Annotated in this window: 20 protein-coding genes; 12 read left to right on the forward strand and 8 right to left on the reverse strand. The window is 72.8% G+C overall.

Annotated elements, in window-relative coordinates:
* The first annotated feature begins 86 nt into the window (after positions 1-86).
* From AC0666_RS25960 to AC0666_RS25975, 4 genes are all read left to right on the forward strand, one after another.
* The gene (locus tag AC0666_RS25960) at positions 87-1,091 is read left to right on the forward strand and encodes a DMT family transporter (RefSeq protein ID WP_478708383.1); all 1,005 of its coding nucleotides are present in this window, start codon (positions 87-89) and stop codon (positions 1,089-1,091) included.
* Positions 1,084-2,316, forward strand: coding sequence for an amino acid aminotransferase (locus tag AC0666_RS25965; RefSeq protein ID WP_468971940.1), 1,233 nt, complete (start codon positions 1,084-1,086; stop codon positions 2,314-2,316). Before AC0666_RS25960 ends, AC0666_RS25965 begins: the two co-directional genes overlap by 8 nt.
* A 1,704-nt stretch (positions 2,317-4,020) precedes the next feature.
* Positions 4,021-6,084, forward strand: a complete 2,064-nt coding sequence (locus tag AC0666_RS25970; protein ID WP_478708384.1) for a galactose-binding domain-containing protein — start codon at positions 4,021-4,023, stop codon at positions 6,082-6,084.
* 77 nt (positions 6,085-6,161) lie between these two features.
* Positions 6,162-6,773 carry a TetR/AcrR family transcriptional regulator gene (locus tag AC0666_RS25975; protein WP_468971943.1) on the forward strand — a complete coding sequence of 204 codons (612 nt, stop codon included), beginning with the start codon at positions 6,162-6,164 and terminating at the stop codon, positions 6,771-6,773.
* Here the strand turns inward: AC0666_RS25975 and AC0666_RS25980 are convergent.
* Positions 6,770-7,456 carry an NADPH-dependent FMN reductase gene (locus AC0666_RS25980; protein WP_478708385.1) on the reverse strand — a complete coding sequence of 229 codons (687 nt, stop codon included), beginning with the start codon at positions 7,454-7,456 and terminating at the stop codon, positions 6,770-6,772. The genes AC0666_RS25975 and AC0666_RS25980 overlap by 4 nt on opposite strands.
* An 86-nt stretch (positions 7,457-7,542) precedes the next feature.
* Positions 7,543-8,502, reverse strand: coding sequence for a LysR family transcriptional regulator (locus AC0666_RS25985; protein ID WP_478708386.1), 960 nt, complete (start codon positions 8,500-8,502; stop codon positions 7,543-7,545).
* Between the two features lie 178 nt (positions 8,503-8,680).
* On the opposite strand from AC0666_RS25985, the gene AC0666_RS25990 reads away from it, so the two are divergent.
* The gene (locus AC0666_RS25990; RefSeq protein ID WP_478708387.1) at positions 8,681-12,160 is read left to right on the forward strand and encodes a M28 family peptidase; all 3,480 of its coding nucleotides are present in this window, start codon (positions 8,681-8,683) and stop codon (positions 12,158-12,160) included.
* Positions 12,161-12,214: 54 nt separating this feature from the next.
* Here AC0666_RS25990 and AC0666_RS25995 read toward each other — a convergent pair whose 3' ends face one another.
* Positions 12,215-12,493 carry a hypothetical protein gene (locus AC0666_RS25995; protein WP_468971947.1) on the reverse strand — a complete coding sequence of 93 codons (279 nt, stop codon included), beginning with the start codon at positions 12,491-12,493 and terminating at the stop codon, positions 12,215-12,217.
* Positions 12,494-12,625: 132 nt separating this feature from the next.
* Between AC0666_RS25995 and AC0666_RS26000 the strand changes: the two genes are divergently transcribed.
* Together AC0666_RS26000 and AC0666_RS26005 are read left to right on the forward strand one after the other, a co-directional pair.
* Entirely contained in the window at positions 12,626-13,912 is a 1,287-nt protein-coding gene (locus tag AC0666_RS26000; protein WP_468971949.1) for a VWA domain-containing protein, read from the forward strand.
* On the forward strand, positions 13,912-14,733 hold the full coding sequence (locus AC0666_RS26005) for a hypothetical protein (RefSeq protein ID WP_468971951.1): 822 nt from the start codon (positions 13,912-13,914) through the stop codon (positions 14,731-14,733). The genes AC0666_RS26000 and AC0666_RS26005 overlap by 1 nt, the downstream gene beginning before the upstream one ends.
* Positions 14,734-14,843: 110 nt before the next feature.
* On the opposite strand, the gene AC0666_RS26010 is transcribed toward AC0666_RS26005, so the two are convergent.
* Positions 14,844-16,394: an APC family permease gene (locus tag AC0666_RS26010; protein ID WP_468971953.1), complete on the reverse strand. Its 1,551-nt coding sequence runs from the start codon at positions 16,392-16,394 to the stop codon at positions 14,844-14,846.
* A 165-nt stretch (positions 16,395-16,559) separates the two neighbouring features.
* Between AC0666_RS26010 and AC0666_RS26015 the strand changes: the two genes are divergently transcribed.
* Positions 16,560-17,195: a TetR/AcrR family transcriptional regulator gene (locus tag AC0666_RS26015; RefSeq protein WP_468971955.1), complete on the forward strand. Its 636-nt coding sequence runs from the start codon at positions 16,560-16,562 to the stop codon at positions 17,193-17,195.
* Between the two features lie 135 nt (positions 17,196-17,330).
* Here the strand turns inward: AC0666_RS26015 and AC0666_RS26020 are convergent, their stop codons facing one another.
* From AC0666_RS26020 to AC0666_RS26030, 3 genes are read right to left on the reverse strand one after another with little or no spacing between them, the layout of a single operon-like run.
* Entirely contained in the window at positions 17,331-18,140 is an 810-nt protein-coding gene (locus AC0666_RS26020; RefSeq protein WP_478708388.1) for a DUF4097 family beta strand repeat-containing protein, read from the reverse strand.
* Entirely contained in the window at positions 18,137-18,790 is a 654-nt protein-coding gene (locus tag AC0666_RS26025; protein ID WP_361720854.1) for a response regulator transcription factor, read from the reverse strand. Before AC0666_RS26025 ends, AC0666_RS26020 begins: the two co-directional genes overlap by 4 nt.
* Positions 18,778-20,022 carry a sensor histidine kinase gene (locus AC0666_RS26030; protein ID WP_468971957.1) on the reverse strand — a complete coding sequence of 415 codons (1,245 nt, stop codon included), beginning with the start codon at positions 20,020-20,022 and terminating at the stop codon, positions 18,778-18,780. The genes AC0666_RS26025 and AC0666_RS26030 overlap by 13 nt, the downstream gene beginning before the upstream one ends.
* Before the next feature lie 175 nt (positions 20,023-20,197).
* Between AC0666_RS26030 and AC0666_RS26035 the strand changes: the two genes are divergently transcribed.
* A complete protein-coding gene (locus tag AC0666_RS26035) occupies positions 20,198-20,599 on the forward strand; it encodes an LPXTG cell wall anchor domain-containing protein (protein WP_468971958.1) in 402 nt (133 codons plus the stop codon).
* Positions 20,600-20,756: 157 nt separating this feature from the next.
* Here AC0666_RS26035 and AC0666_RS26040 read toward each other — a convergent pair whose 3' ends face one another.
* Positions 20,757-21,431 carry a DUF2278 family protein gene (locus AC0666_RS26040; RefSeq protein WP_468971960.1) on the reverse strand — a complete coding sequence of 225 codons (675 nt, stop codon included), beginning with the start codon at positions 21,429-21,431 and terminating at the stop codon, positions 20,757-20,759.
* A gap of 143 nt (positions 21,432-21,574) precedes the next feature.
* Between AC0666_RS26040 and AC0666_RS26045 the strand changes: the two genes are divergently transcribed.
* The 3 genes from AC0666_RS26045 (at position 21,575) to AC0666_RS26055 (ending at position 22,826) form a co-directional block, all read left to right on the forward strand.
* Positions 21,575-22,240 (forward strand): DUF6445 family protein, encoded by a 666-nt coding sequence (locus AC0666_RS26045; RefSeq protein ID WP_468971962.1) that lies wholly within the window; start codon positions 21,575-21,577, stop codon positions 22,238-22,240.
* Positions 22,241-22,362: 122 nt separating this feature from the next.
* Positions 22,363-22,527: a 50S ribosomal protein L33 gene (gene rpmG / locus AC0666_RS26050; protein WP_468586199.1), complete on the forward strand. Its 165-nt coding sequence runs from the start codon at positions 22,363-22,365 to the stop codon at positions 22,525-22,527.
* A gap of 50 nt (positions 22,528-22,577) precedes the next feature.
* The gene (locus AC0666_RS26055) at positions 22,578-22,826 is read left to right on the forward strand and encodes a type B 50S ribosomal protein L31 (protein WP_478708389.1); all 249 of its coding nucleotides are present in this window, start codon (positions 22,578-22,580) and stop codon (positions 22,824-22,826) included.
* Positions 22,827-22,828 lie beyond the last annotated feature (2 nt).

Consider the following 22,828-nt stretch of genomic DNA (forward strand, 5'->3'; position numbering starts at 1 on the left):
AGAACTCGCAATCGTCTGCCCCGCACAAGGATCTACCGTTGCCCCGTGGCCGGATCCGGCCCTTTGAGGCTGGAGGAGCCCCCTTGGTGACCGCGAACACCGTGCCCGCGACGGCACCCCCGCAGGGTGCTCCCGCGGCCCGCCGCGGGCTCTCCCCGCAGGCCCGGGGAACCCTGGCCCTGGTGGTGACCGTGCTGATCTGGGCGGCCTTCGCCCTCAGCGCCCGCGCCCTCGCCTCCTCCTCCCTGCGGCCCGCCGACGCCGCCCTGCTGCGCTTCGGCGTCCCGCTCGTCGCCCTGGCGCCCGCGCTGTGGCGGCGGCGCCGGCAGCTCGCCGCCGTCCGGCCGGCCGCCGCGCTCAAGATCATCTGCGGTGCGGGGGTGCCGTTCTTCCTGGCGGCCATGTACGGCGGCTCGCTGACCTCGGCGGCCTTCGTCGGCTCGATCGTTCCCGGCATGGTCCCGCTGTTCGTCTCGGCACTCGTGATCGCCGGCGGCCGCGGCGCGCCCCGGGGCGCCCAGACCGCCGGGCTCGCCCTGATCGCGACGGGCGTGGTGGCGCTGGTCTGGCGCTACGTCGTCCCGCTCGACACGGGGGTGCTCGCCGGCGCCGGCATCCTGCTCGTGGCCAGCGGGCTGTGGGCCCTCTACACGGTGGGCCTCAAGGAGGTGGACCTCGACCCCGTCGGATCGATCGGCCTGCTGTGCCTGCCCTCCTTCGCCGTGATGGCCGTACTGGCCCTGACCGGGGTGCTCCCCACCGGCCTCGGATCCGCCGCGGGCGGCGACATCGTCCTGTTCCTGGTGGTGCAGGGGCTGGGGGTGGGCCTGTGCGCGGGCCTGCTGTACGCCTTCGCCATCCGCAGGCTCGGCGCGGAGCGCGCCTCCGTCGGCGGGAGCCTCAGCCCCGTCGCCGTGGTGCTGCTCGCCGTCCCCCTGCTCCACGAGTCGCCGACGGCCGCCGTGCTCCTCGGCGTCCCCCTCATCACCGCGGGTGTGGTCCTGGCCAACCGTCGGCCCCGGACCGCGCCCGTCCCCGCTCCCGTCCCCGTTCCCGCCGATCCCGAGTCCGAGGTCTCCGTAGATGCTTGAGCTGCTCCTCCCGCCGCCCGTCGACCCGCTGTGGGACCTGACCGAGGCCTACGGGGCCGACGCCCGACCCGAGCGCCTGAACCTCGTCCTCGGCGTCTACCGCGACCACACGGGCGGCACCCCGGTCATGACGGCCGTGCGCGAGGCCGAGATACGCCTGGCGCAGCGGTCGGCCTCGAAGGAGTACCGGGGGCTCTCCGGCAACACCGCCTTCAACCGCGCGATGGTCTCGATGGTGCTGGGCTCGGCCCCCGACGGCGCGGCCGAGCGGGCCGTGGCGGTCCAGACCGTCGCGGGCAGCGGCGCGCTGCGGCTGCTGGCCGACCTGGTCTGCCGGACCCGCCCGGGCACCACGGTGTGGATCAGCGACCCGGCGTACGTCAACCACCGGCCCATCCTGGAGGCGGCCGGGCTGAACGTGCGCACGTACGGCTGGCTCGACGCGGAGGGCGGCTTCGACACCGACGGCATGCTGGGGGACCTGGCGCAGGCGCGCCGGGACGACGTGGTCCTGCTGCAGGGCTGCTGCCACAACCCCACCGGGGTCGATCCCTCGGCCCAGGTCTGGGAGGCGCTGGCCGAACTGGCCGTGCGCGCGGGCTGGGTCCCGTTCGTCGACCTCGCGTACCACGGGCTCGGCGACGGCCTGGAGGCGGACCTGGCGGCCACGCGGATGCTCGCGGAGCGGGTGCCGGAGATGCTCGTCGCGGTGAGCTGTTCGAAGAACTTCGGCCTCTACAGCGACCGTACGGGCTGCGCCATCGTGGTCGGGGCGTCCCGGGGCTCGCTGCGGCACGTGGAGACGGCGCTGCAGAACGCGGCCCGCACCCTCTACTCCATGCCCCCGGAGCACGGGGCCGCGGTCGTGGCCGCGGTCTTGGAGGACGACGGGCTGCGGGCCGCCTGGCGCGGTGAGCTGGAGGCCATGCGCGGGCGGATCGAGGCCAACCGGTCGGGTCTGGCGGGCGAATTGAGCGCGCTCGGGTGGGACCGGCAGGCGCAGGTGCTCGCGCGGCAGAAGGGGATGTTCTCGATGCTGCCGCTCTCGTCGCGTCAGATGCTGCGGCTGCGCAGTGGTTTCGCCATCTACGGGACCACCTCGGGGCGGATCAACATCGCGGGGATTCCGGCGCACCGGGTTCCCTGCCTCGCCCGGGGCATCGCTGCGGTCCTCGCCGAGGACACCGACCGGGCCTCCGCCGGAGCCGCCGTCCAGGGCGTCTAGCGCTGTGGCCGGGAAGGTTTCCCGGGTCGCGTTGTCCGGTGCGGTGCATCGCAAGGCGGAGGCCCGCGGCTCGTACTGGACGTACTTGCGCGGTCCGACAACGCAGCGAGGTGCCGTGCCGGGCGGCGCGACCCGGTGGACCTTTCCGGTCACAGCACTAGCCGCCCTTCCCGGGGCGCCGCCCTCCGGGCACCGGGAAACGATGGGGTGCGGTACTGCCGGCTCGCGGCCGGTGAGGAGGCTCCGCTGGCGCGGCCGACGCTTCCGGCCGCAGGCCGTCGTACACGCCTTCCAGGACAGGCTCATCGCGCTGGACCGCGGACCGGCTCCGTGTTGCGGCGAGCCGGGGAGCACCTGCGGCCGTGCGCCTTCGCGGCCGGTGCCGTCGTGGCGGTGAGCGTCGCCGCGCCGGACGCGCTGGACGTCGTCCTGCGGGAGGCGTGGACCGCCCGGTCCTGGTGCGAGGCCGGTGCGCAGCCGAGCCCGGCGTGGTGGCGGCCCGGTGCCGCGAGGCGCGCGGGGCCGTGGCGGGGCCCTCAACGGAGGTGCTGCCCAAGCCACCGCTGCCGCCGAAACCGGCACCGGCACCGACTGCCCGCTCCCGCGCGGCCCCGCCGCCTTCACCGCTCGGTGCCGATGCCGTGGAACACGCCCTGGTGGGTGATCTCGCGGTGGAGCTCAGCGTCCATCCCGACTCGGGCGCGGTCGCCCTGCTGCGGTGGACCTCCCCACGTCCGCCCCGGTCCGGGCGCTCGTACGCGAGGACACCGCCGAAGAGCCCGCCCGGGCCAGGAACAACAGCGTCGAACAGGTACGCCTGCTGCGCGCGAGCCGGGCTTCCGCGAACGAGACGCTCGCGGAACTGTCGGACGCGGCCGTGCTCAGAGCACTGCACGGCTCGACCAGGAACGCGGCGACGACGGGAACGAGCCGCCGCACGCCCAGGGCACGGCGCTCAGGGAGCTGCGCTCCGGGGAGCGGGCCCCCTGTGCCCCCGCAGACGGCCGGTGTTCCGACCGACCAGCCCCCCGACCCGTTCGGGTATGCCCGGGCCGTTCCGGATTCCCGAGGCCATTCCCGAACAGGCCCTGTTCAACGCCCCTTCGTACGGACCATGGACCACCACCATCGGAGCGGCCGCTCGCGGGCGCACTGTCGCTGTGCGGCTCCGCCAACAGCACCGCGGTGGCGCTGGTCCGGACGCGCTCCGGCGCCTTCGGCGGATTCCAGACGGGCAACCCCTGGGTGACGCGGGACGGCGGCGCCGGGTGGAAGGACCTGTCCGCCGGGCCGCCGGCCGCCCCGGTCCGGGCACTCGCCGTACACCCAGGCGCACCGAAGTCGGGATCTTCGCCGGCGAGAACGCGGGGGCGAGCTGGCCGCCGACGAACGAGGGCCCCACCAACTGCCCGTTCGACGACCTGTTCTGGACGGACAAGACCTGCGTCAGTGCCACGACGGTCACGTTCTCGCTGCTCGCTCGCGGTGAGTACCGCAGGGCGCGCGGGCCCCGTCCCCGCGGTGGACCCGCACCCTGCCCGCCACACGACCTGATGTTCCATCAGGTCATCCGTCCCGGACCCTTGACTCTGCTCGCGGCAGTCGCGATTCTCGTGCCCATGCCTGCGCGGGACATGACAAACAGCCGGTGCCTCTGACGGTCCGCGTCCTCGACCGCGCCATCCGCTGACGATGACGTGAGTGATGACCTTGAATCGAGACCCGCACCGCAGGCGCCGGCCCCTCGCGGTCCTGGCGCTGCTCCTCACCGTGATGGCCATGGCCCTCGGACCCGCCAACGGCGCCGTCGCCCAGACCGACTGGTGGACCCCGACCGCCCGTCCCGCACCGGACTCCCAGATCAACGTCACGGGCGAGCCGTTCAAGGGGACCGACGCCCAGGGCAATGTCCGGGGCTTCGTCGACGCCCACGACCACATCATGTCCAACGAGGGCTTCGGCGGCCGCCTGATCTGCGGCAAGCCGTTCTCCGAGCAGGGCGTGGCCGACGCGCTCAAGGACTGCCCCGAGCACTACCCCGACGGCTCGCTGGCGATCTTCGACTTCATCACCAAGGGCGGTGACGGCAAGCACGACCCGAACGGCTGGCCGACGTTCAAGGACTGGCCCGCCCACGACTCGCTCACCCACCAGCAGAACTACTACGCCTGGATCGAGCGCGCCTGGCGCGGCGGCCAGCGGGTCCTGGTCAACGACCTGGTCACCAACGGGGTGATCTGCTCGGTCTACTTCTTCAAGGACCGCGGCTGCGACGAGATGTCCGCCATCCGCCTGGAGGCGCAGAAGACGTACGACATGCAGGCCTACATCGACAGGATGTACGGCGGGCCGGGCAAGGGCTGGTTCCGGATCGTCACCGACTCGGCGCAGGCTCGCGAGGTCGTCCAGCAGGGCAAACTCGCCGTGGTCCTCGGGGTCGAGACCTCCGAGCCGTTCGGCTGCAAGCAGATCCTGGACATCGCCCAGTGCAGCAAGGAGGACATCGACCGCGGCCTCGACGAGCTGTACCGGATCGGCGTGCGCAGCATGTTCCTGTGCCACAAGTTCGACAACGCCCTGTGCGGGGTCCGCTTCGACGAAGGCGCCCTCGGCACGGCCATCAACGTGGGCCAGTTCCTGTCGACGGGGACCTTCTGGCGGACCGAGAAGTGCGCCGGGCCCCAGCACGACAACCCCATCGGCCTCGCAGCGGCACCGAACGCCCAGAAGGAGCTGCCGGCCGGGGTGAGCGTCCCCGCGTACGCTGCCGACGCCCAGTGCAACGTCCGCGGGCTGACCGACCTCGGCGCCTACGCGGTGCGCGGCATGATGAAGCGCAAGATGATGCTGGAGATCGACCACATGGGCGTCAAGGCCGCGGGTCAGGCCTTCGACATCATGGAGTCCCAGTCGTACCCGGGGGTGATCTCCTCCCACAGCTGGATGGACCTCGACTGGATCGAGCGGGTCTACAAGCTCGGCGGCTTCGTCGCCCAGTACATGAACGGCTCCGAGGCCTTCAGCGCCGAGGCCAAGCGCACGGACGCGCTGCGCGACAAGTACCAGGTGGGCTACGGCTTCGGCACCGACATGAACGGCGTCGGCGGCTGGCCCGGCCCCCGCGGCGCCACCGCCCCGAACCCCGTGCACTACCCCTTCCGAAGCACCGACGGCGGCTCGGTCATCGACCGGCAGACCACCGGGCAGCGCACGTGGGACCTCAACACCGACGGCGGCGCGCACTACGGCCTGGTCCCGGACTGGATCGAGGACATCCGGCTGGTAGGCGGCCAGGGCGTGGTGGACGACCTCTTCAAGGGCGCCGAGTCCTACCTGCGCACCTGGGGCGCCTCCGAACGGCACCGGGCCGGCGTGAACCTCGCCTCCGGCGCCGCCGCCTCGGCCAGCTCCGCGGAGTGGAACCCGTTCACCAGCTACGCGCCCGACCGCGCCGTGGACGGCAACCAGGGCACCCGCTGGGCCAGCGACTGGAGCGACGACCAGTGGCTGCGGATCGACCTCGGCTCCCCGAGCCTGGTCGGCCGGGTCACCCTCGACTGGGAGCGCGCGTACGGGAGGTCGTACCGCATCGAGGTGTCGGCCGACGGGACGAACTGGCAGAGCGTGTGGTCGACGACCGCGGGTGACGGCGGTCTGGACACGGCGCGGTTCACCGGTGTCCCGGCCCGCTACGTACGGGTCCATGGACAGGGCCGCGGCACGCAGTGGGGCTACTCCCTCCACGAGGTCGGCGTCTACAGCGGCTGACCCCGCGGACCGGCCGGCGGCCGGATCGGGTCGGGGCTGCACGCAGCACCAGGAGCACCACGGGACAGGGGACGCGGATGGCACGGATGCCGTTGGCCGAGCGGCGCCGGCAGCTGACGGAGGCGGCCATCCGCGCCATGACCCGCGACGGGGTCTCCAGGACCACGACCCGGTCCATCGCCGCCGAGGCGGGCACCTCGCTGAGCGTCTTCCACTACTGCTTCGACTCCAAGCAGGCACTGCTCGAATCCGTCATCGAAACGATCACCGAGCACTGCGTCACGGTGGTCAAGGAGGCCATCCGGCCGAAGGCCACCCTGCGGGAGACCGTCCGGGCCGGCTTCCAGGCGTACTGGGACCACGTCTGCGCCCACCCGGGCGAGCACATGCTGACGTACGAGCTGACGCAGTACGCCCTGCGCCAGCCCGGCTTCGGCCACCTGGCCCGGCGGCAGTACGAGCTGTACGGCGGGACTTACGCCGAGCTCATCGAACAGGTCCGCCGCGACGACACGGAGTTCCGGCTCCACGTCCCCGTCCCCGTCCTGGCCCGCTACCTGGCGGCGATGACGGACGGGCTCACCCTGAACTACCTCGTCCTCGGCGACGAGGCGGCCGCGGCGGACATCCTCGGCATGGTCACCGCCCACGTCGCCGCCCTCGTCGCACCGCAGCCGGCGACGGGCTAGTCCTCGGCGCGCTGGGTCACCGGGGCGCTGCTCTCGTCGCCGAGGAACTCGTACCAGCGGCGCTGGAGGCACAGGTAGCGGGTGTCCGCCTCGGCCAGGGCCAGGAACGAGTCCACCGTGGCGGCGAGCCGTTCGCGCAGGCCCGGGTCGCTCAACTCACCGTCCTCACTGAAGGCCGAGTGCGCCATGGCCAGGCTGAACATGTCGGGGTACACCCGCGCCCCGAGGTGTTCGAGCGGGACGCGCAGCGCCCACAGCCCCCGGTTGCCGCCGACCATCGACGGAGAGGCCGAGACGAGCAGGGTCTGCTTGTCCTTGAAGGGCTGCGGCCGGAAACGGGACACCCAGTCGACGGCGTTCTTCAGGACGCCGGGCACCGAGGCGTTGTACTCGGGTGAGGCGATCACCAGGGCCTGCGCGGTGAGCAGCCGCTCGCGCAGGGCGGCCGCCCCGGGCGGCGGGCCCTGCTCCTCCTCCGTGTCGCCGTCGTAGACCGGCATCTCGAACTCCCGGATCCGGGCGAGGTCCACGACGGCCCCCGAGCGCTCCACCTGCCCGGCGACGAGTGCGGCCAGCCGGGCGTTGACGGAGGCCCGGCGGGAGGAGCCGGCCAGGACGAGGACCCGCAGGGGGCCCGGTCCGCCGGTCACGCCCATGTCGCCCGTTTCGGTCACGTCGCTCACATCCCGGACCGTACGCCACCCGGTCCGCGCGGCCCGTCGGCGCCGGGGCCGCCTCGCTGGGCGTCACCCCAACGGCGTCGACGACGTCATTCCGGGGCCGGGTGGGCCTCCGGGTGGGCGTCCCACCACAGGCGGTGGAAGGGGTTGTTGTCGACATTGGCCAGGTAGGCTCCTGCCGCCGCCCGGTAGAGGAGTTCCGCCTGCCGCGCCGAGACCGCCGAGCGGTTCCAGGCGAGGCGGATGCGGCCGGTGATCGGGGCGCCGAGCAGCGGGCGCATCACCGTGCCCGCCGCCGCCGGCGCCGTGGGCTGGGTCAGCGAGACCGCGCGGCCCGCCGCGATCAGGTCGTGGTGCATCTTGCGGTCGGTGATCCGGTAGCGCAGGGAGGGGACGAAACCGGCCTTCGCGCAGGCCGCGACCAGGGCTTCGGGGCCGCCGTCGTCATCCTCCACCAGCGTCATCCACTGCTCGCCGGCCAGGTCGGCCAGATCGAGGACCTCCCGGGCCGCGAGGGGGTGGTGCTCCGACATCCGGATGCAGAACGGCTCCTTGCCGACCAGGGTCCGGGCGACGGTGCCCGCGGGCAGCGGAACCTCGTGGTCGTTCACCTCGCCGTAGACGACGAGGTTGTAGCGGCCCGCGCCGAGCATCCGTACCAGGGCCGTCACCGAGTCCTCCTGGTACAGGGCGATCTCCCGCCCGGCCAGGGCCAGGTCGGTCTGCGCGAGCAGGCCGTCGAGCAGCACGAGCAGGATGCAGCCGAGCCGCAAGGGGGTGTCGGCCGCCATCGCGCGGGTCTCCGCGCCGAGGGCGTCCATCTCGCTGAGGACGCGGCGCGCCTTGGCCAGGACGTACTCGCCCAGCGGGGTGGGTTCGACCCCGTGCCGGCCGCGGACGAAGAGTTCGCCGCCGGTGACCCGTTCGATCCGCCGCAACTGCGCAGAGAGGGCCGGCTGGGAGACCCCCAGCCGTCGCGCCGCGCCGCCCAGGCTGCCGGCTTCCGCGATCTGGCAGACGGCGTGCAGATGTCTCAACTCCAGCTGCATCCCGGCAGCTTACGCAGCGTGACGCAACCGCACCATAACGCGCGTCTTATGCGCGCAGGGATGTCCCAATCTCGCCATGTCCACGCCCATACTCGGCGCGAACAGCCAGCCGGAACCCCCCACACACGATCGGAGTGGACTCTTGCAGCCCACCAGATGGATGGCTTCCGTGGCGGCCATGGCGCTGACCGCGAGCCTCGCCGGCACCCTGGCCGGCACCGCGTCCGCCGCTCCACAGGCCGCTTCCCCGACGGCCCCGCAGCCCACCCCCGCCGAGCGCGCGGTCGCCGCCGCCGACGCGGCGGTCGGCAGCGGACTGGACTCCCTCGTCAACGCGCCCCAGCAGCAGTACGACCGGCGCCTGGTCACCCCCTGGGTGCAGGACCTGTACTCCGTGGCGTACGAGCGCACCTACCGCGGCCTGCCGGTCGTCGGCGGCGACGCGGTCGTCCTCGCCGACGGCCACGGCCGGGTCCGCGCCGTGCAGTCGGCCTCGGCCACGGTCATCGACGTGGCGACCACCCCCTCCGTCACCGCACAGGCGGCCGAGACCGTCTCGCGGGCGGAGCTGACGAAGGTCGACACGGTCCTGGAGCGCCGCCTCGTCGTCCGGCTCAAGGACGACCGGCCGGTCCTGGCCTGGGAGACCGTCCTCTCCGGCAGCACCCGGACCGCGCCCAGCAAGCTCCACGTCTTCGTGGACGCCCGCACCGGCAAGGTCGTCGACCGCCACGACGAGGTGGTGGCGGGCAGCGGCACCAGCAAATGGAACGGCCCGAACCCGCTCACCGTCGACACCACGGCCTCGGGCGGCTCGTACTCCCTGCGCGACCCCAACCGGACCGGTCTGAGCTGTGCGGACTACGGCACCGGCAGCGTCTTCACCAAGTCCTCCGACTCCTGGGGCACGGGCAACCCGACCTCCAAGGAGACCGGCTGCACGGACCTCATGTTCGCCGCGCAGAAGCAGTGGGACATGCTGGGCCAGTGGCTGGGCCGCAACGGCGTCAGCGGCAACGGGCGCAGCTTCCCCGGCAAGGTCGGCCTCGGCGACCTCAACGCCTACTGGGACGGCAGCTCGGTCACCATCGGGCACAACAGCGCGAACGAGTGGATCGCCGGGGTGGACGTGGTGGCCCACGAGTACGGGCACGCCATCGACTCCAACACCCCCGGCGGCACCAGCGGCCAGGAAGCCGGGCTGGGCGAGGCCACCGGTGACATCTTCGGGGCGCTGACCGAGGCGTACGTCAACGAGCCGGCCCCCTACGACACTCCCGACTACACCGTCGGCGAGATGATCAACCTCCAGGGCCGCGGGCCGATCCGCAACATGTACAACCCGCCGGCCGTCAACAACGACCCGGCCTGCTACAGCTCCGCGATACCCGGCACCGAGGTGCACAAGGCCGCGGGTCCGCTGAACCACTGGTTCTACCTGCTCGCCGAGGGCAGCAGCCCGGGCGGCGGCAAGCCGGACAGCCCCACCTGCAACCAGTCCGCGGTCACCGGCGTGGGCGTGCAGAACGCCGGAAAGATCTTCTACGGCGGCATGCTGCTCAAGACCAGCAGCATGTCCTACAAGAAGTACCGCACGGCGACCCTGAGTTCCGCCAAGTCGCTGGACCCGGCCACCTGCAACCTGTTCAACCGCACCAAGGCCGCCTGGGACGCCATCAGCGTGCCCGCCCTGTCCGGCGACCCGACCTGCACCCCGAGCGGCCAGAACGACGACTTCTCGCTGGCGCTGAACCCGTCGTCGGGAACCGTCCAGCAGGGCGGCTCGGTCACCACCACCGTGGCCACGAGCACCACCACCGGCCAGGCCCAGCAGGTGACCCTGACCGCAACCGGTCTCCCGTCCGGGGTGACCGCCTCCTTCAACCCGGCCACCGTGCAGTCCGGCCAGTCCTCGACGCTGACGCTCTCCGCGAGCTCGGCCGCGGCGCCCGGCGCCTCCACCGTCACGGTCAAGGGCCAGGGCCCGAGCCTGGCGCACACAGTGGACTACGCCCTCAACGTCGGCGGCACCCAGCCCGGCACGGACCCGCCGAACATCAACGTGGCCGACGTCCAGGCGCACCTGGCCCAGCTGAACACCATCGCCTCGCAGAACGGCGGCAACCGCCGCGCGGGCAGCGCGGGCCACACCCAGTCCCTGGCGTACATCAAGGGCAAGCTCCAGGCGGCCGGCTACACGGTCACCGAGCAGAACTGCACCTCCTGCACCTATCCTTCGAACAACCTGATCGCGGACTGGCCCGGCGGCCCCGCGGACAAGACCGTCATGTTCGGCGCCCACCTCGACGGCGTCTCGGCGGGCCCCGGCATCAACGACAACGGTTCGGGCTCCGCGACCCTGCTGGAGAACGCGCTCGTCCTCGCGCAGAAGAACCCCACGATGACGCAGCACGTGCGCTTCGCCTGGTGGACCGACGAGGAGCAGGGCCTGAACGGATCCGAGTTCTACGTGGGGCGGCTCAGCAGCGCCGAGAAGTCCGCCATCAAGGGCTACTACAACTTCGACATGGTCGGCTCGCCCAACGGCGGCTACTTCATCAACAACCTGAACTCCGCCACGGCCGCGCCCCTCAAGGCGTACTGGGCCTCACTGAACCTCGCCCCCGAGGAGAACACCGAGGGCCAGGGCCGCAGTGACGACTACTCGTTCCAGCAGGGCGGCATCCCGACCTCCGGCTACGCGGCCGGGGCCGGCGCCCGCAAGACCTCGGCGCAGGCGGCGAAGTGGGGCGGCACCGCGAACGCCGCCTACGACTCCTGCTACCACAGCTCCTGCGACACGGCGAACAACATCAACGCCACGGTCCTGGACCGCAGCGCCGACGGCGTGGCCTACGCGATCTGGAAGCAGGCCGTGGGCGGGGACACCCCGGCGCAGGACTTCTCCCTCAGCGCCTCCCCCGCCGCCGGCACCGCCAACCCGGGCGGCAGCGTCACCTCCACCCTCGGTACCACGACCGTGAGCGGCAGCCCGCAGACGCTCGCCCTCTCGGTCTCCGGCGCCCCCGCCGGGGTGACCGCGACGCTCAGCCCCTCGTCCGTGCAGTCCGGCAGCTCCTCCACGCTCTCGGTGCAGGTCGGCGCGGGCGCCGCGCAGGGCACGTACACCCTGACCCTCACCGGCACCGGCACGGTCAGCCACAGCACCACCTACACCCTGACGGTCGGGGGCGGGGGCGGGACCTGCACCCCGCGCCAGGTCGTCGCCAACGGCGGCTTCGAGAACGGCAGCAGCCCGTGGACGGCGACGTCCGGGGTCATCACCAACCAGTCCGGCGAGGTCGCGCACGGCGGGGCGTACATGGCGTGGCTGAACGGCTGGGGTTCCACACGGACGGACAGCGCGTCGCAGTCGCTCACCCTCCCCTCCGGCTGCGCCTCGGGCCGGCTCACCTTCTACCTGCACATCGACACGGACGAGACCGAGGACGTCGTCTACGACACCTTCACGGTCTCGGTCGGCGGCCAGACACTGGAGAGCTTCTCCAACGTCGACGCGGCCACCGGCTACGTACTGAAGAGCTACGACGTCTCCCGTTTCGCCGGGCAGACCGTCACCCTGCGGTTCCAGGGCGTGGAGGACCCGTCCCTCCAGACCTCGTTCGTCGTGGACGACGTCGCCCTCCAGGTGGGCTGACGGCCGCCTGAACGGACCGGCGAGCGGCATGCGCCCCCGCGCATGCCGCTCGTCTCAGTACGGGCGCGGTGACATGACGTGCGGCTCGGCGTCCGGGGCGGCCAGGACGCAGCGGGGGACGCCGGGGCCGGGTGTCGTGCGGACGGACACCGGGGTCGGCGGATCGGTCGGCAGCTCGACCTGCACGGTGACGGGGCGGTCGGCCTGCGTGGTGCCGTGACCGGTCTCCTTGCCGTCGACGAGGATCTCCACTTCGACCCGGCGGCCGGTCTCGACGGTGGCGCTGACGGAGTGCCCCGCATGATCGATGTGGAAGTGATGGCGTCGTCTCATGGCTCGCCTCCGGCGGGCACACCGTTCCTGCGTCCAGCGTAGTCCCGGGCCCACCTGCCCGCAGCGCGCTGATCAACGCCGGTGGCGGGGGACTGTTTTGGTTTGGCGCCCGATCCTCAATACGATCCGGCGATGATCACAAGAAAATGGGTGGCGGCCGGGGCCTGCGGCCTGTTGGCCACCCTGGCGGTCGGGCTCTTCCCGGCGAACGCCGCCGCCGGCGAACCGGTGGCGAAGGAGTCCCCCAAGGTCGAGCTGGTGCTGGACGTCAGCGGCTCGATGCGGGCGACCGACATCGACGGCAAGTCCCGCATGGCCGCGGCGAAGCAGGCGTTCAACGAGGTACTGGACGCCACCCCGGACGAGGTGCAGCTCGGCATACGCACCCTCGGGGCCACCTATCCCGGTGACGACCGGCAGCTCGGCTGCAAGGACACCAAGCAGCTCTACCCGGTCGGCAAACTCGACCGGACCGAGGCGAAGACCGCGGTGGCCACCCTGGCCCCCACGGGCTGGACCCCCATCGGACCGGCGCTGCTCGGGGCGGCCGAGGACCTCAAGGGCGGCGACGCCACCCGGCGGATCGTCCTCATCACGGACGGCGAGGACACCTGCGCCCCGCTCGACCCGTGCGAGGTGGCCCGCGACATCGCGGCCCAGGGCATCCACCTGGTCATCGACACGCTCGGGCTCGTCCCGGACGCCAAGACCCGCGATCAGCTGGTCTGCATCGCCGAGGCCACCGGCGGCACCTACACCTCGGTCCAGCACACCGCCGAACTCTCCGGCCGGGTCCGCCAGCTGGTGGACCGGGCCGCCACCCCGGTCGTCACCCCGGTGGCAACCGAGGGGGCCAAGCAGTGCCAGGGCGCACCGCAGCTCGGGGCCGGCCTCTACAGCGACCGCGAGGCCTTCGGTGAGCACCGCTGGTACCGGGTGGACGTCAAGCCCGGCCAGGAGCTGCGCGCCTCGGTGAGCATCGCCGCCGACCGCGCGGTCAACCGGGACTACGGGATCCTGCTGCGGGCGACGACCGTGCACGGGCGGGAGATCGTCCGGGGCGCGGAGGCGGGTGACGGCCGCACCGACATGATCTCGACCGGACTGCGCTACCCGAAGGCCGAGGCCGACGACGAGGACGCGAACGGCAGCGGGGACGGCAAGCCGGCCACCGAGACGGTCTGCCTGCAGATCAGCAACTCCTTCTCGGCCCCCGCCTCGGTCAAGACCACCCCGGGCCTGCCCGTCGAACTGACCATCGACCTGGTGGACGGCCCCGACGACACCGCCGACGCAGCGGCCTTCGGGCTCGGCCGCGGCTGGTGGCTGCTCGGCGTGCTGGTGCTCGCGGGCCTGGTCGCGGGCCTGGTGTGGGGCTGGATCTCCCGCTGGCGTATCTCGGTCTGGAGGACGAACTGATGCGTACCGTACGCATACTGGCCGCCGCGGCACTGGCCGCCGGCGCGGTGCTGGGCGCGGGTGGCGCGGCCGCGGCCGACACCCCGGTCCCGAGTGCCAGTCCGAGCGGCAAGGCCTCCGGGCCGACCGAGGCCGGCACGGCCTTCCGTACGGCCACGCCGGTCCGGCCGGGCCAGCGGGCCACGGCCGACGCGTCCACCGGCGACTACCTCTACTGGGTGCTGCCGCTGGACTCGGGACAGCGGGCCACCGTACGGGCCCGGGTGAAGCTGCCTGCGTCGGCCAACCGGCACGGCGCCTCGACCTGGCAGCTCGACGTGTACGACGGGCTGCGCCGCCGTCAGGCCTGTACCTACGGGAAGCAGACCGGGGCGGCGGCCAAGGAGGCCGCTTCGGTGGAGCTGTCCTGCACCCTGCGGCCCGTCCGGCCCGGAGCGGAGCCGTGGGCGAACGATCCCCTGCCCGGGAGCTACTACGTACGCCTGACCGTCCTGGACGTGGCGCAGGAGGACCTCGGCCAGCCGGTGCGGGCCGAGATCGAGACGAGCATCTCGGACACGGGTGGCGCCTTCGCGGTGGACGGGGCGCTCGCCGCTCCGCTCGTGCCCGGGATCACGGCGCAGCAGGCCGACGCGAAGGGTTCGGCGAAGAAGCAGCCGGCCGCCGTCGGCGAGCCTGAGGGCGGCTGGTCCGGCGGACGGTGGTCAGACCGCTGGATCTGGACCGCGGCCGGTGGCGTCCTCGGTGCCCTCGCGGGCGTCTTCGGGTACTCCCTCACGCGCGGCCGGGGCCGCCCCTCACGGGTGCCGCCGGGGAGCTGACCGGACGGCTCGGCATCACCCGGGCATGCGGCATCGCCCGGGCACGACGAGGGCCGTCCGGCCGGACCGCAGCAGCGGTCCGGCCGGACGGCCCTTTCCCGTCGCAGCGCTCAGGACGGCTCGGCGGCCAGGGCGCCGGACCGCTCGCCGGCCGCCGCCGCAGCCGGTTCCGCGGCGGCTGCGGCGTCCCGCAGTCGGCGCTGCGGCTTCTTGACCAGCAGGTAGACCAGTCCGGCGGTGATCACCGCGCCGGTGCCGAGCAGCCCGGCCCAGACCTGGTACCACGGGGCTCCGGGCGGGGCGAGGACCGCGCGCGGCCAGCAGACGTTGGCGACCTCGAAGGCGGTCCAGAGCACCGCGAGGACATTGAGGAAGGTGCCCTTGCGCCCCAGCCGGAGGTGTCCGGAGGGGACCCAGGTGCCGCGCAGCCGGGCGATCAGCGCGGCCAGGCTGACCAGGAAGAACGGCAGGAACGTGGCCGCGGTGCCGAAGGCGATCAGGCTGCCGATGGCGGTGGCGTTCAGGCCGAGCAGCAGGCCGGAGCAGCTCACGGCGGTCGAGGCGATCAGCCCGCCGATCGGGGCCTGGCGGCGGTTGACCCTGCGCACCTGGCGGGAGAAGGGGAACACCCCGTCGCGCGCGAGCGAGTAGACCCCGCGGGCGGCGCCGCCCTGGGAAGCCATCGCGCAGGCCAGGAAGCCGACCAGGACCACGGCGACGAACGGCTTGTCGGACCAGGAGCCGAAGGCGGTCGTGACGGCGGTGGTCACCGGGTCGAGGTCCCCGCCCGCCACGACGGCGGCCGGGGAGGGGTGGGCGAGGGCGACGGCCATGGCGTTGAGCATGACCACCAGGCCGACGCTGAGCAGCGCCCACCACATGGCCCGGGGCACCTGCCGCCCGGCGTCCCTGGTCTCCTCGGCGGTCGACACGCAGGCGTCGAAGCCGATGAAGCCCCAGCCGGCGACGGCGAGGACGGCCAGGAAGGCCATCACGGTCGATCCGCCGGAGAGCTGTTCGGCGCCGAGGGTCTCGGTGAAGAGCGAGAAGCCGTGCTCACGGAAGAAGAGCAGCAGGGTGAAGCCGACGAGGACCGAGGCGATCGCCTCGGCCGCGATGCCCAGCGACACGAACCAGCTCAGGATCCTGATGCCGTAGGCGTTGACCAGCATGCACGCCAGCAGGATCGCGGCGGCCACGGCGACCATGGCGCCCGGCGAAGGAGTGGCCCCGAACAGGGCGAAGACCCAGGGTGCGGCCAGGTACGCCACGGTGGTGTTGCCGAACATCACTGCGAACTGCCACACCCAGCCGCTCATCCAGCCGAAGGACGGCCCGAGCAGCCTGCGGCCCCACTGGTAGGGCCCGCCGGCCAGCGGCCACTGGGAGGCCAGCTCGGAGTAGACGTTCACCACCAGGCACTGGCCGAGCAGGACGATCGGCAGCGCCCACACCCAGGCCGGTCCCGCGATCGTCGTCCCGACCATGGAGACGGCGTACAGCGCGACGACCGGGGAGACCACGGCGAAGCCCATGGCGATGTTTCCGAGCACGCCGAGGCTGCGGCTCAGTTCCTGGCTGTAGCCCAGGTCGTTCAGGCGGGCGGCGTCGCTGTCCTCGGGGGAGGCCGCAACCGGGCCTGCGGAGGAAGGTTCTGGCATGGGCACCTCTACGGGAGGGGAGCGGGCCGGTGGGGACGGCACGCTCCGGAACCTAAATCTAACCTTGTTAGGTTTCGGGGATGCGGGGACCATAGCCCGCTAGGAACCCCTTGGGAAGACCCTCCGTACCGGTAATCTGACGGCGGAAAGAGGGGGACGATCACCGTGGGCCGACCGAACCAACCGCTGCTCAGCCGCGAGATCATCGCGCGCGCGGCGCTTGAGCTCCTGAACGCCGAAGGCCCGGAGGCGCTCAAGATGCGGACCCTCGCGGACCGTCTCGGCGTCCGCGGGGCATCGCTCTACCACCACGTCGCCTCCAAGGACGACGTCCTCGACGCGGTCACGGAACTGATCAACGAAGAGATCGATCTGACCCCCCTCGGCCACCCCGACTGGCGTGAGGGGATCGCCGCGTACGCGCGCGGCTACCGCCGGGTGTACCTGCGCCACCCCAACGTCATCGCCCCGGCGGCCCGGCGCCGCGTCGAGGCGGAGCGGGCGCTGCTCGGATACGACGCCCTGCTCGCCGCGCTCGTACGGGCGGGCTGCACCCCGGCCGGGGCCGCCGAGGCGGCCGCCGCACTCGACTACCTGGTGCTCGGCTCCGCCCTGGAGACCTTCACCGCGGGCTTCACCCGCTCCTCCGAGGCCTACCGGCCCGACTACCCGGCCCTCGCCGACGCGCTCGCCGGCGCGGACGCCGCGGACGGCGGGCTCGCCCAGCTCGACGACCGGGGCTTCGAGCTGGGCCTCGGCCTCCTGCTGGACGGCCTCGCCGCCCGGGCGAAGCAGTCGTAGGACGGGCCGGGCAGCCGCGGAACGACGTGGCGGCGCGGCACCGCCCCCGGTACGCCCTGGTACGCCCTGGTACCTGGTACGCCCTGGTACGCCCCGTGCGGCACCGGCCTGGTGGGTCACCTTCAGGTCGACGCCTCAGTAACCCGCCTCGGCCCGTCCCGAGTCCGCTGCGATGTCGAGCTCCCCCGCAGCCGCCGGATCGTGCATCCCGCGCGCGACCTCGCAGCGCCCCGCGCCCGCTCTGGCGGTGACCCGGAACCGGGTGGCGGCGGGCACGGTGAGCTCCAGCCGGCCCGAGCCCGCGCGGGCGGTGACCCGCTCCGGCGGGGCGACGAAACGAGCGACGGCCGAGCCCGCCCCGGCCCGGATGTCCGCCTGGGCGGAGGTGAGCGCGGAGGCCTCCAGCGAGCCGGCGCCCACGCTCGCCCGGAGCGGTCCGCGCAGCGCGGAGAGCCTCAGCCGCCCGGCGCCGACCTCGGCGTCGACGGCGCCGCCCAGTCCGCTGATGTCCACCGTGCCGGAACCCGCCCGGACCTTCACCGCAATGCCCGTCGGCACGGTCACGCCCAGGTCGACGGAGCAGCCGAACCCGGCCTGCAGGACGGCTCCGACGCCCGGGCAACGCGGCTTCAGCCTCAGGGTGTCGCCGAGCCAGCTCTCCTCGATCACCGGCGCCCCCACCGACCGGCGGGTAGCGGCCCGGTAGGCGACCTGCGCGTCCGAGCGCGGGGTGACGCGTACGTCGGCGCTGCCCGCGTCGATCTCCAAGGCCGACACCGGCCGGGTCCCGCTGCCCCCGGTCAGGATGCTGTTGCGGGTGGCCTGGTGGGCCCAGACCTGTGCGGCGGCCGGAGCGACGACGAACAGGGCGCTCAGGACGGCGACGACGATCCACACCGTACGGTGCGCCGGGCGCCCCGATCCTCCCCCGTCGGCCCCGCTCACGAGGTGCCGTCCAGGAAGCGCAGGACCGCGAGCACCCGGCGGTGGTCCCCGTCGGCCTGTGGCAGGTCGAGCTTGGCGAGGATGTTGTTGATGTGCTTGGCGACCGCGCTCTCGCTGACCACGAGCGCGGCCGCGATACCGGCGTTGGAGCGGCCCTCCGCCATCAGGGCGAGCACCTCCCGCTCGCGCGGGGTGAGCCGCTCCAACGGGTCGATGGCAGCGCTGCGGCGCAGCAGCAGCTGCGCGACGACCTGCGGATCGAGGGCGGTGCCGCCGGCCGCGACCCGCTTGAGGGCGTCGATGAACTCCTCGACGTCGGCCACGCGTTGCTTGAGCAGGTAGCCGATGCCCCCGCCCTGGCCGGCGAGCAGATCGGCCGCGTAGCGCTCCTCCACGTACTGCGAGAGCAGCAGCACCGCCGTACCCGGCCACTGCCGGCGGATCATCAGCGCGGCCCGTACGCCCTCGTCTGTGAAGCCGGGGGGCATGCGGACGTCGACGAGGGCGAGGGCGGGCTCGTGCTGCGCGACCGCGTCGAGCAGGCCCTCGGCGTCCCCCGTCTCGGCGGCCACCTCGAACCCGGCCATTTCGAGGACCTTGACCAGCCCTATTCGCAGCAGCACCGAATCCTCGGCGATCACAGCCCGCACGGCAGCTCCACAGTCACGACGGTCGGGCCCCCGAGGGGGCTGCTGATCATGATGGTTCCGTCGACCGACCCTACGCGTTTGCGCAGGCCCACCAGTCCGGTGCCCCGGGCCGGATCGGCCCCGCCCACCCCGTCGTCCGTCACGGTGATGCGCAGCAGGTCGGCGGTGCGGCGGGCCTCCACGCGGCAGCGGGTGGCCCGGGCGTGTTTGGCGACGTTGGCCAGGGTTTCGGAGACGACGAAGTAGGCGACGGCCTCGACGGTGGGGCCCGGCCGCCGCTCCAACTCCACGGTCAGCTCGACGGGCAGGGGTGCGCGGGCCGCGACGCCGGACAGGGCCGCGTCGAGTCCGCGGTCCTCAAGGACCACCGGATGCAGCCCGCGCACGAGGCTGTTGAGTTCCTCGATGGCCTCCTTGGCCTCGCGGTGCGCCTCGTCGATGACCGCCTTCGCGGCGGGCGGCAGGTCGGTCAGCGTGGCGCGGGCGATGCCGAGGTTCATGGCGAGGGCGACGAGACGCTGCTGCGCTCCGTCGTGCAAGTCCCGCTCGATCCGGCGGCGTTCGAGGTCGGCGGCGTCGAGCACTCCCGCCCTGCTCTCCGCGAGGTCCTCGACGCGGCGCGCCAGTTCCTTGGCCCGGCTCGGTCCGAGGAGGGCCGCCGCGGCGAAGGCGTCGAGCCGGGCGAGGGCCGCGGCGAGCCAGGGGGTGCCGAGGAGCAGGACGCCCCCGACCACGGTCAGCAGGTCGTACGAGGTTTCCCAGCCCAGGCCGTCCTGGTCGGGCAGCAGCCAGGACCAGCCGTAGACGGAGGCCGCGGCGGCCCCGCCGGCCCACGCGAGGACGATCAGCGCCCCGCCCGCGCCGGCGAGCGGGCTGACCAGCAGGTGGTACCCGTACTGCCGCCAGGTCGACTCCGCGCGCAGCCGTTCGAGGAGTCCGCGCGGGTGCAGGGGCGGGTGCCGGTACCCCGCGGGCGGTATCACGAGCTCCATCAGCGACTGGAACCGGCTGCGTTGGAGCACGGTGAGGAGGGGGCACAGCAGCAGCACCATGAGCAGGACCCCCGGTATCCGGCCGGGCGCCGCGATCACCGTCGCGAAGGCGGCCGCGGCGGGCAGGGCCATGGGGACGGCGGCGACGGTGAAGGCGGTGTTGCGCCAAGCCCACGCCGACCACGGCGCACATCCGGCGAGCCGGCTGGAGGTACGCCTGAGCGTGCCGAGAAATCCCATACGCCGTACGGTAATCGCACTGGTCAGGGCCGTTCCATCACCCTGGTACCCGCCCGGGGGTGTAGCCGGTGCCACCCCCGGTTCGGACAGTGCCGCTACTGATTCCGGTCTTCCCCGCGACCAGAGTGGTCACCGTACCCGGAGGACGGACCGCCGGGCCGGAAGGAGCCCCGCCATGACCCTCGTCGCCCCCCGCGTCCCGTCCCGCCGCCCGCCCCGGCTCGCCACCGTGCTGACCGGCGCCGGGATGGCGCTCGTCCCGTGGATGCTGGTGCTGGCGAAGACGCTCCCGCAGACCGCGGAGGTGTCCAACTGGTCCACGGCGTGGATCGGCCTGGACGCCGTGCTCGCCGCCGGCCTGAGCGGTACCGGTCTTCTGATGCGGAGTCACGATCCCCGCGCGGCGCCCCTGGCCGCCGCGACGGCCGCGCTGCTGGCGATGGACGCCTGGTTCGACGTGACGACCTCGGCCCCGGGCGCCGCCCGGGCGGCGGCGCTGACCCTCGCGGTGTGCGCGGAACTCCCCCTGGCGGCCGCCTGCGCAACGGTGGCGGCCCGCCGCACGGGACGTGCCTAGTGCTGTGGCCGGGAAGGTTTGCCGGGTCGCGTTGTCCGGTGCGGTGCATCGCGAGGCGGAGGCCCGCGGCTCGTACTGGACGTACTTGCGCGGTCCGACAACGCAGCGAGGTGCCGTGCCGGGCGGCGCGACCCGGTGGACCTTTCCGGTCACAGCACTAGAGAGGGTCCGGCGGAAGCGGGTGGCCGTCGCTGTCGGTGGCGTCGGCCTGCGTGGAGAACTTGGACACGAAGACGTCGAAGAGGCCGTCCGCGCGCCGGGTCAGCGTGGCGCCGTCCTGCCAGGTGCCGCTGTCGGGCCACCACTGGCTTCCGTACGGATCGCCCTGGTTCTGGTGGATGTTGTGCATGCCGAGCCCCTCGTCGAACGGCTCTCCGAAGATCAGGACCGGCCGCCCGGGGACCAGGATCGGCTCCAGCGCCTGCGAGGCCTCCAGGTGGGAGCCGGAGACCCAGGGCCGGGGCGGGTTCAGCCGGTCCAGGATCCGCTGGATCCAGGCGGGCGGCCGCCGTACGAAGAGACAGCCGGGACGGTCGGCGAGCGCGGGGTGGCGCAGGTAGTCGATGGCGCCCGATCCGGACACCCGGGCGAGGTCGTGGTACCCGGGCGAAGGGGAGGCGACCGGGTCGAGCACCGAAGCGTGCAGGGTGAAGACCTTCCACTGGACGCCGATCGCCGCATGCTTGCCGTCCACGTCGACGGCGCAGCGGTAGCGGCCCGCGGGCGCATCGACTTCGAGGTTGACGTGGAACCACCGGCCCGTGCTGTCCGGCTGGTCGCGAAAGTGGCGGTGCAGCGTTCCGGCCAGCACTCCGTAGGTGTCGAGCGGCATGGCGCAAGTCAACCACCCGGACCGGCCCGCAGCGGGGCGCCGCACGCGTGTTTCCGCATCCCCCGTGCCATGGGGAACACTTGACACAAGATTGACCGCTCGCGGAGCGCGTGCGCCGAGGTCCGGTCGCTACGTTCCCTCCCATGCCACCTCCCCCGCTCCCGGTCCTCCCCTACCGCAAGCCGACCCTCGGACGCGACTACTGGGTCCTGGACGACGTCCTCCCGGACGCGGACGCCGTTCGGGAACGCTGCCTGGCCAAGGACGACTGGACCGAGGGCTATCCACACAAACCCGAGAGCTGGCCGGGGCTGCGCGCCATGCCCGGCCTGGAACCCGGGGAACTGGCCCGGGTGGAGCGGCTGGTACGCAAGTCCACCGGCGCCGCGCGGATCTGGGCCGAACGGCCCGTCGGCGGCGGCACCTTCAACCACAACTGCGTGCAGGTCGTCGGCGAGGGCGAGTGCGAGCCACGCCCCCACACCGACTCGCGGTCGCTGTGCCGCTACGCCGCCGTGCTCTACCTCAACCCGGAGGTGCCCAAGGACTGCGGCACCAGCTTCTACCGCCAGAGCCTGCCCGGCGGGTCCTTGGGCGGCAACCAGGTGATCGCGCCCCACAACAGCCTGGTCGACGCCCTCGGCACCCGCTTCGTCTCCCCCGACTCCTTCGTGGAGGACGTACGCGTCCCGCACCGCGCCAACCGGCTGCTGCTCTACTCCGCCAACCTGATCCACAGCGCCACCGGGTACTGGGGGCGCACCTTGGCGGAGAAGCGGATGACGGCCGTCTTCTTCTGGAAGGCCTGACGCGCCGCCCGGTGGCCCGCACCGCCCCCGGGCGGTGCGGGCCACCGGCGTATGCCGGCCCGGCACCACACCGACCGTCACAGCCCTCTTGAAAATGGAAACCATTTCCATATACTGGCCTCATGGCACGCACCGAAGTACGCCCGGTCATCACGCTGCGCTCCACCGCTGGGACCGGCCACACCTACGTCACCCGCAAGAACCGCCGGAACCACCCCGATCGGCTGGTCCTGCGGAAGTTCGACCCCGTGGTCCGCCGCCACGTCGACTTCCGCGAAGAGCGCTGACCCCGGCCGCGCCCGGATCCACACCCGCACCCGACCCGCAGGGACAGCCCATGAAGCCCGGCATCCATCCCGCCTACGGCCCGGTCGTCTTCCGCGACAAGGCCGCCGACTTCGCCTTCCTCACCCGCTCCACGGCCACCAGCGACAAGACCGTGACCTGGGAGGACGGCAACACCTACCCGGTCATCGACGTGGAGATCTCCTCCGCGAGCCACCCCTTCCACACCGGCACCGCCCGCGTGCTGGACGCCGCCGGCCGCGTCGAGCGCTTCGAGCGCCGCTACGGGGGCAAGCAGTGAGG

This window comes from Streptomyces sp. NPDC043680 (genome assembly GCF_056436685.1).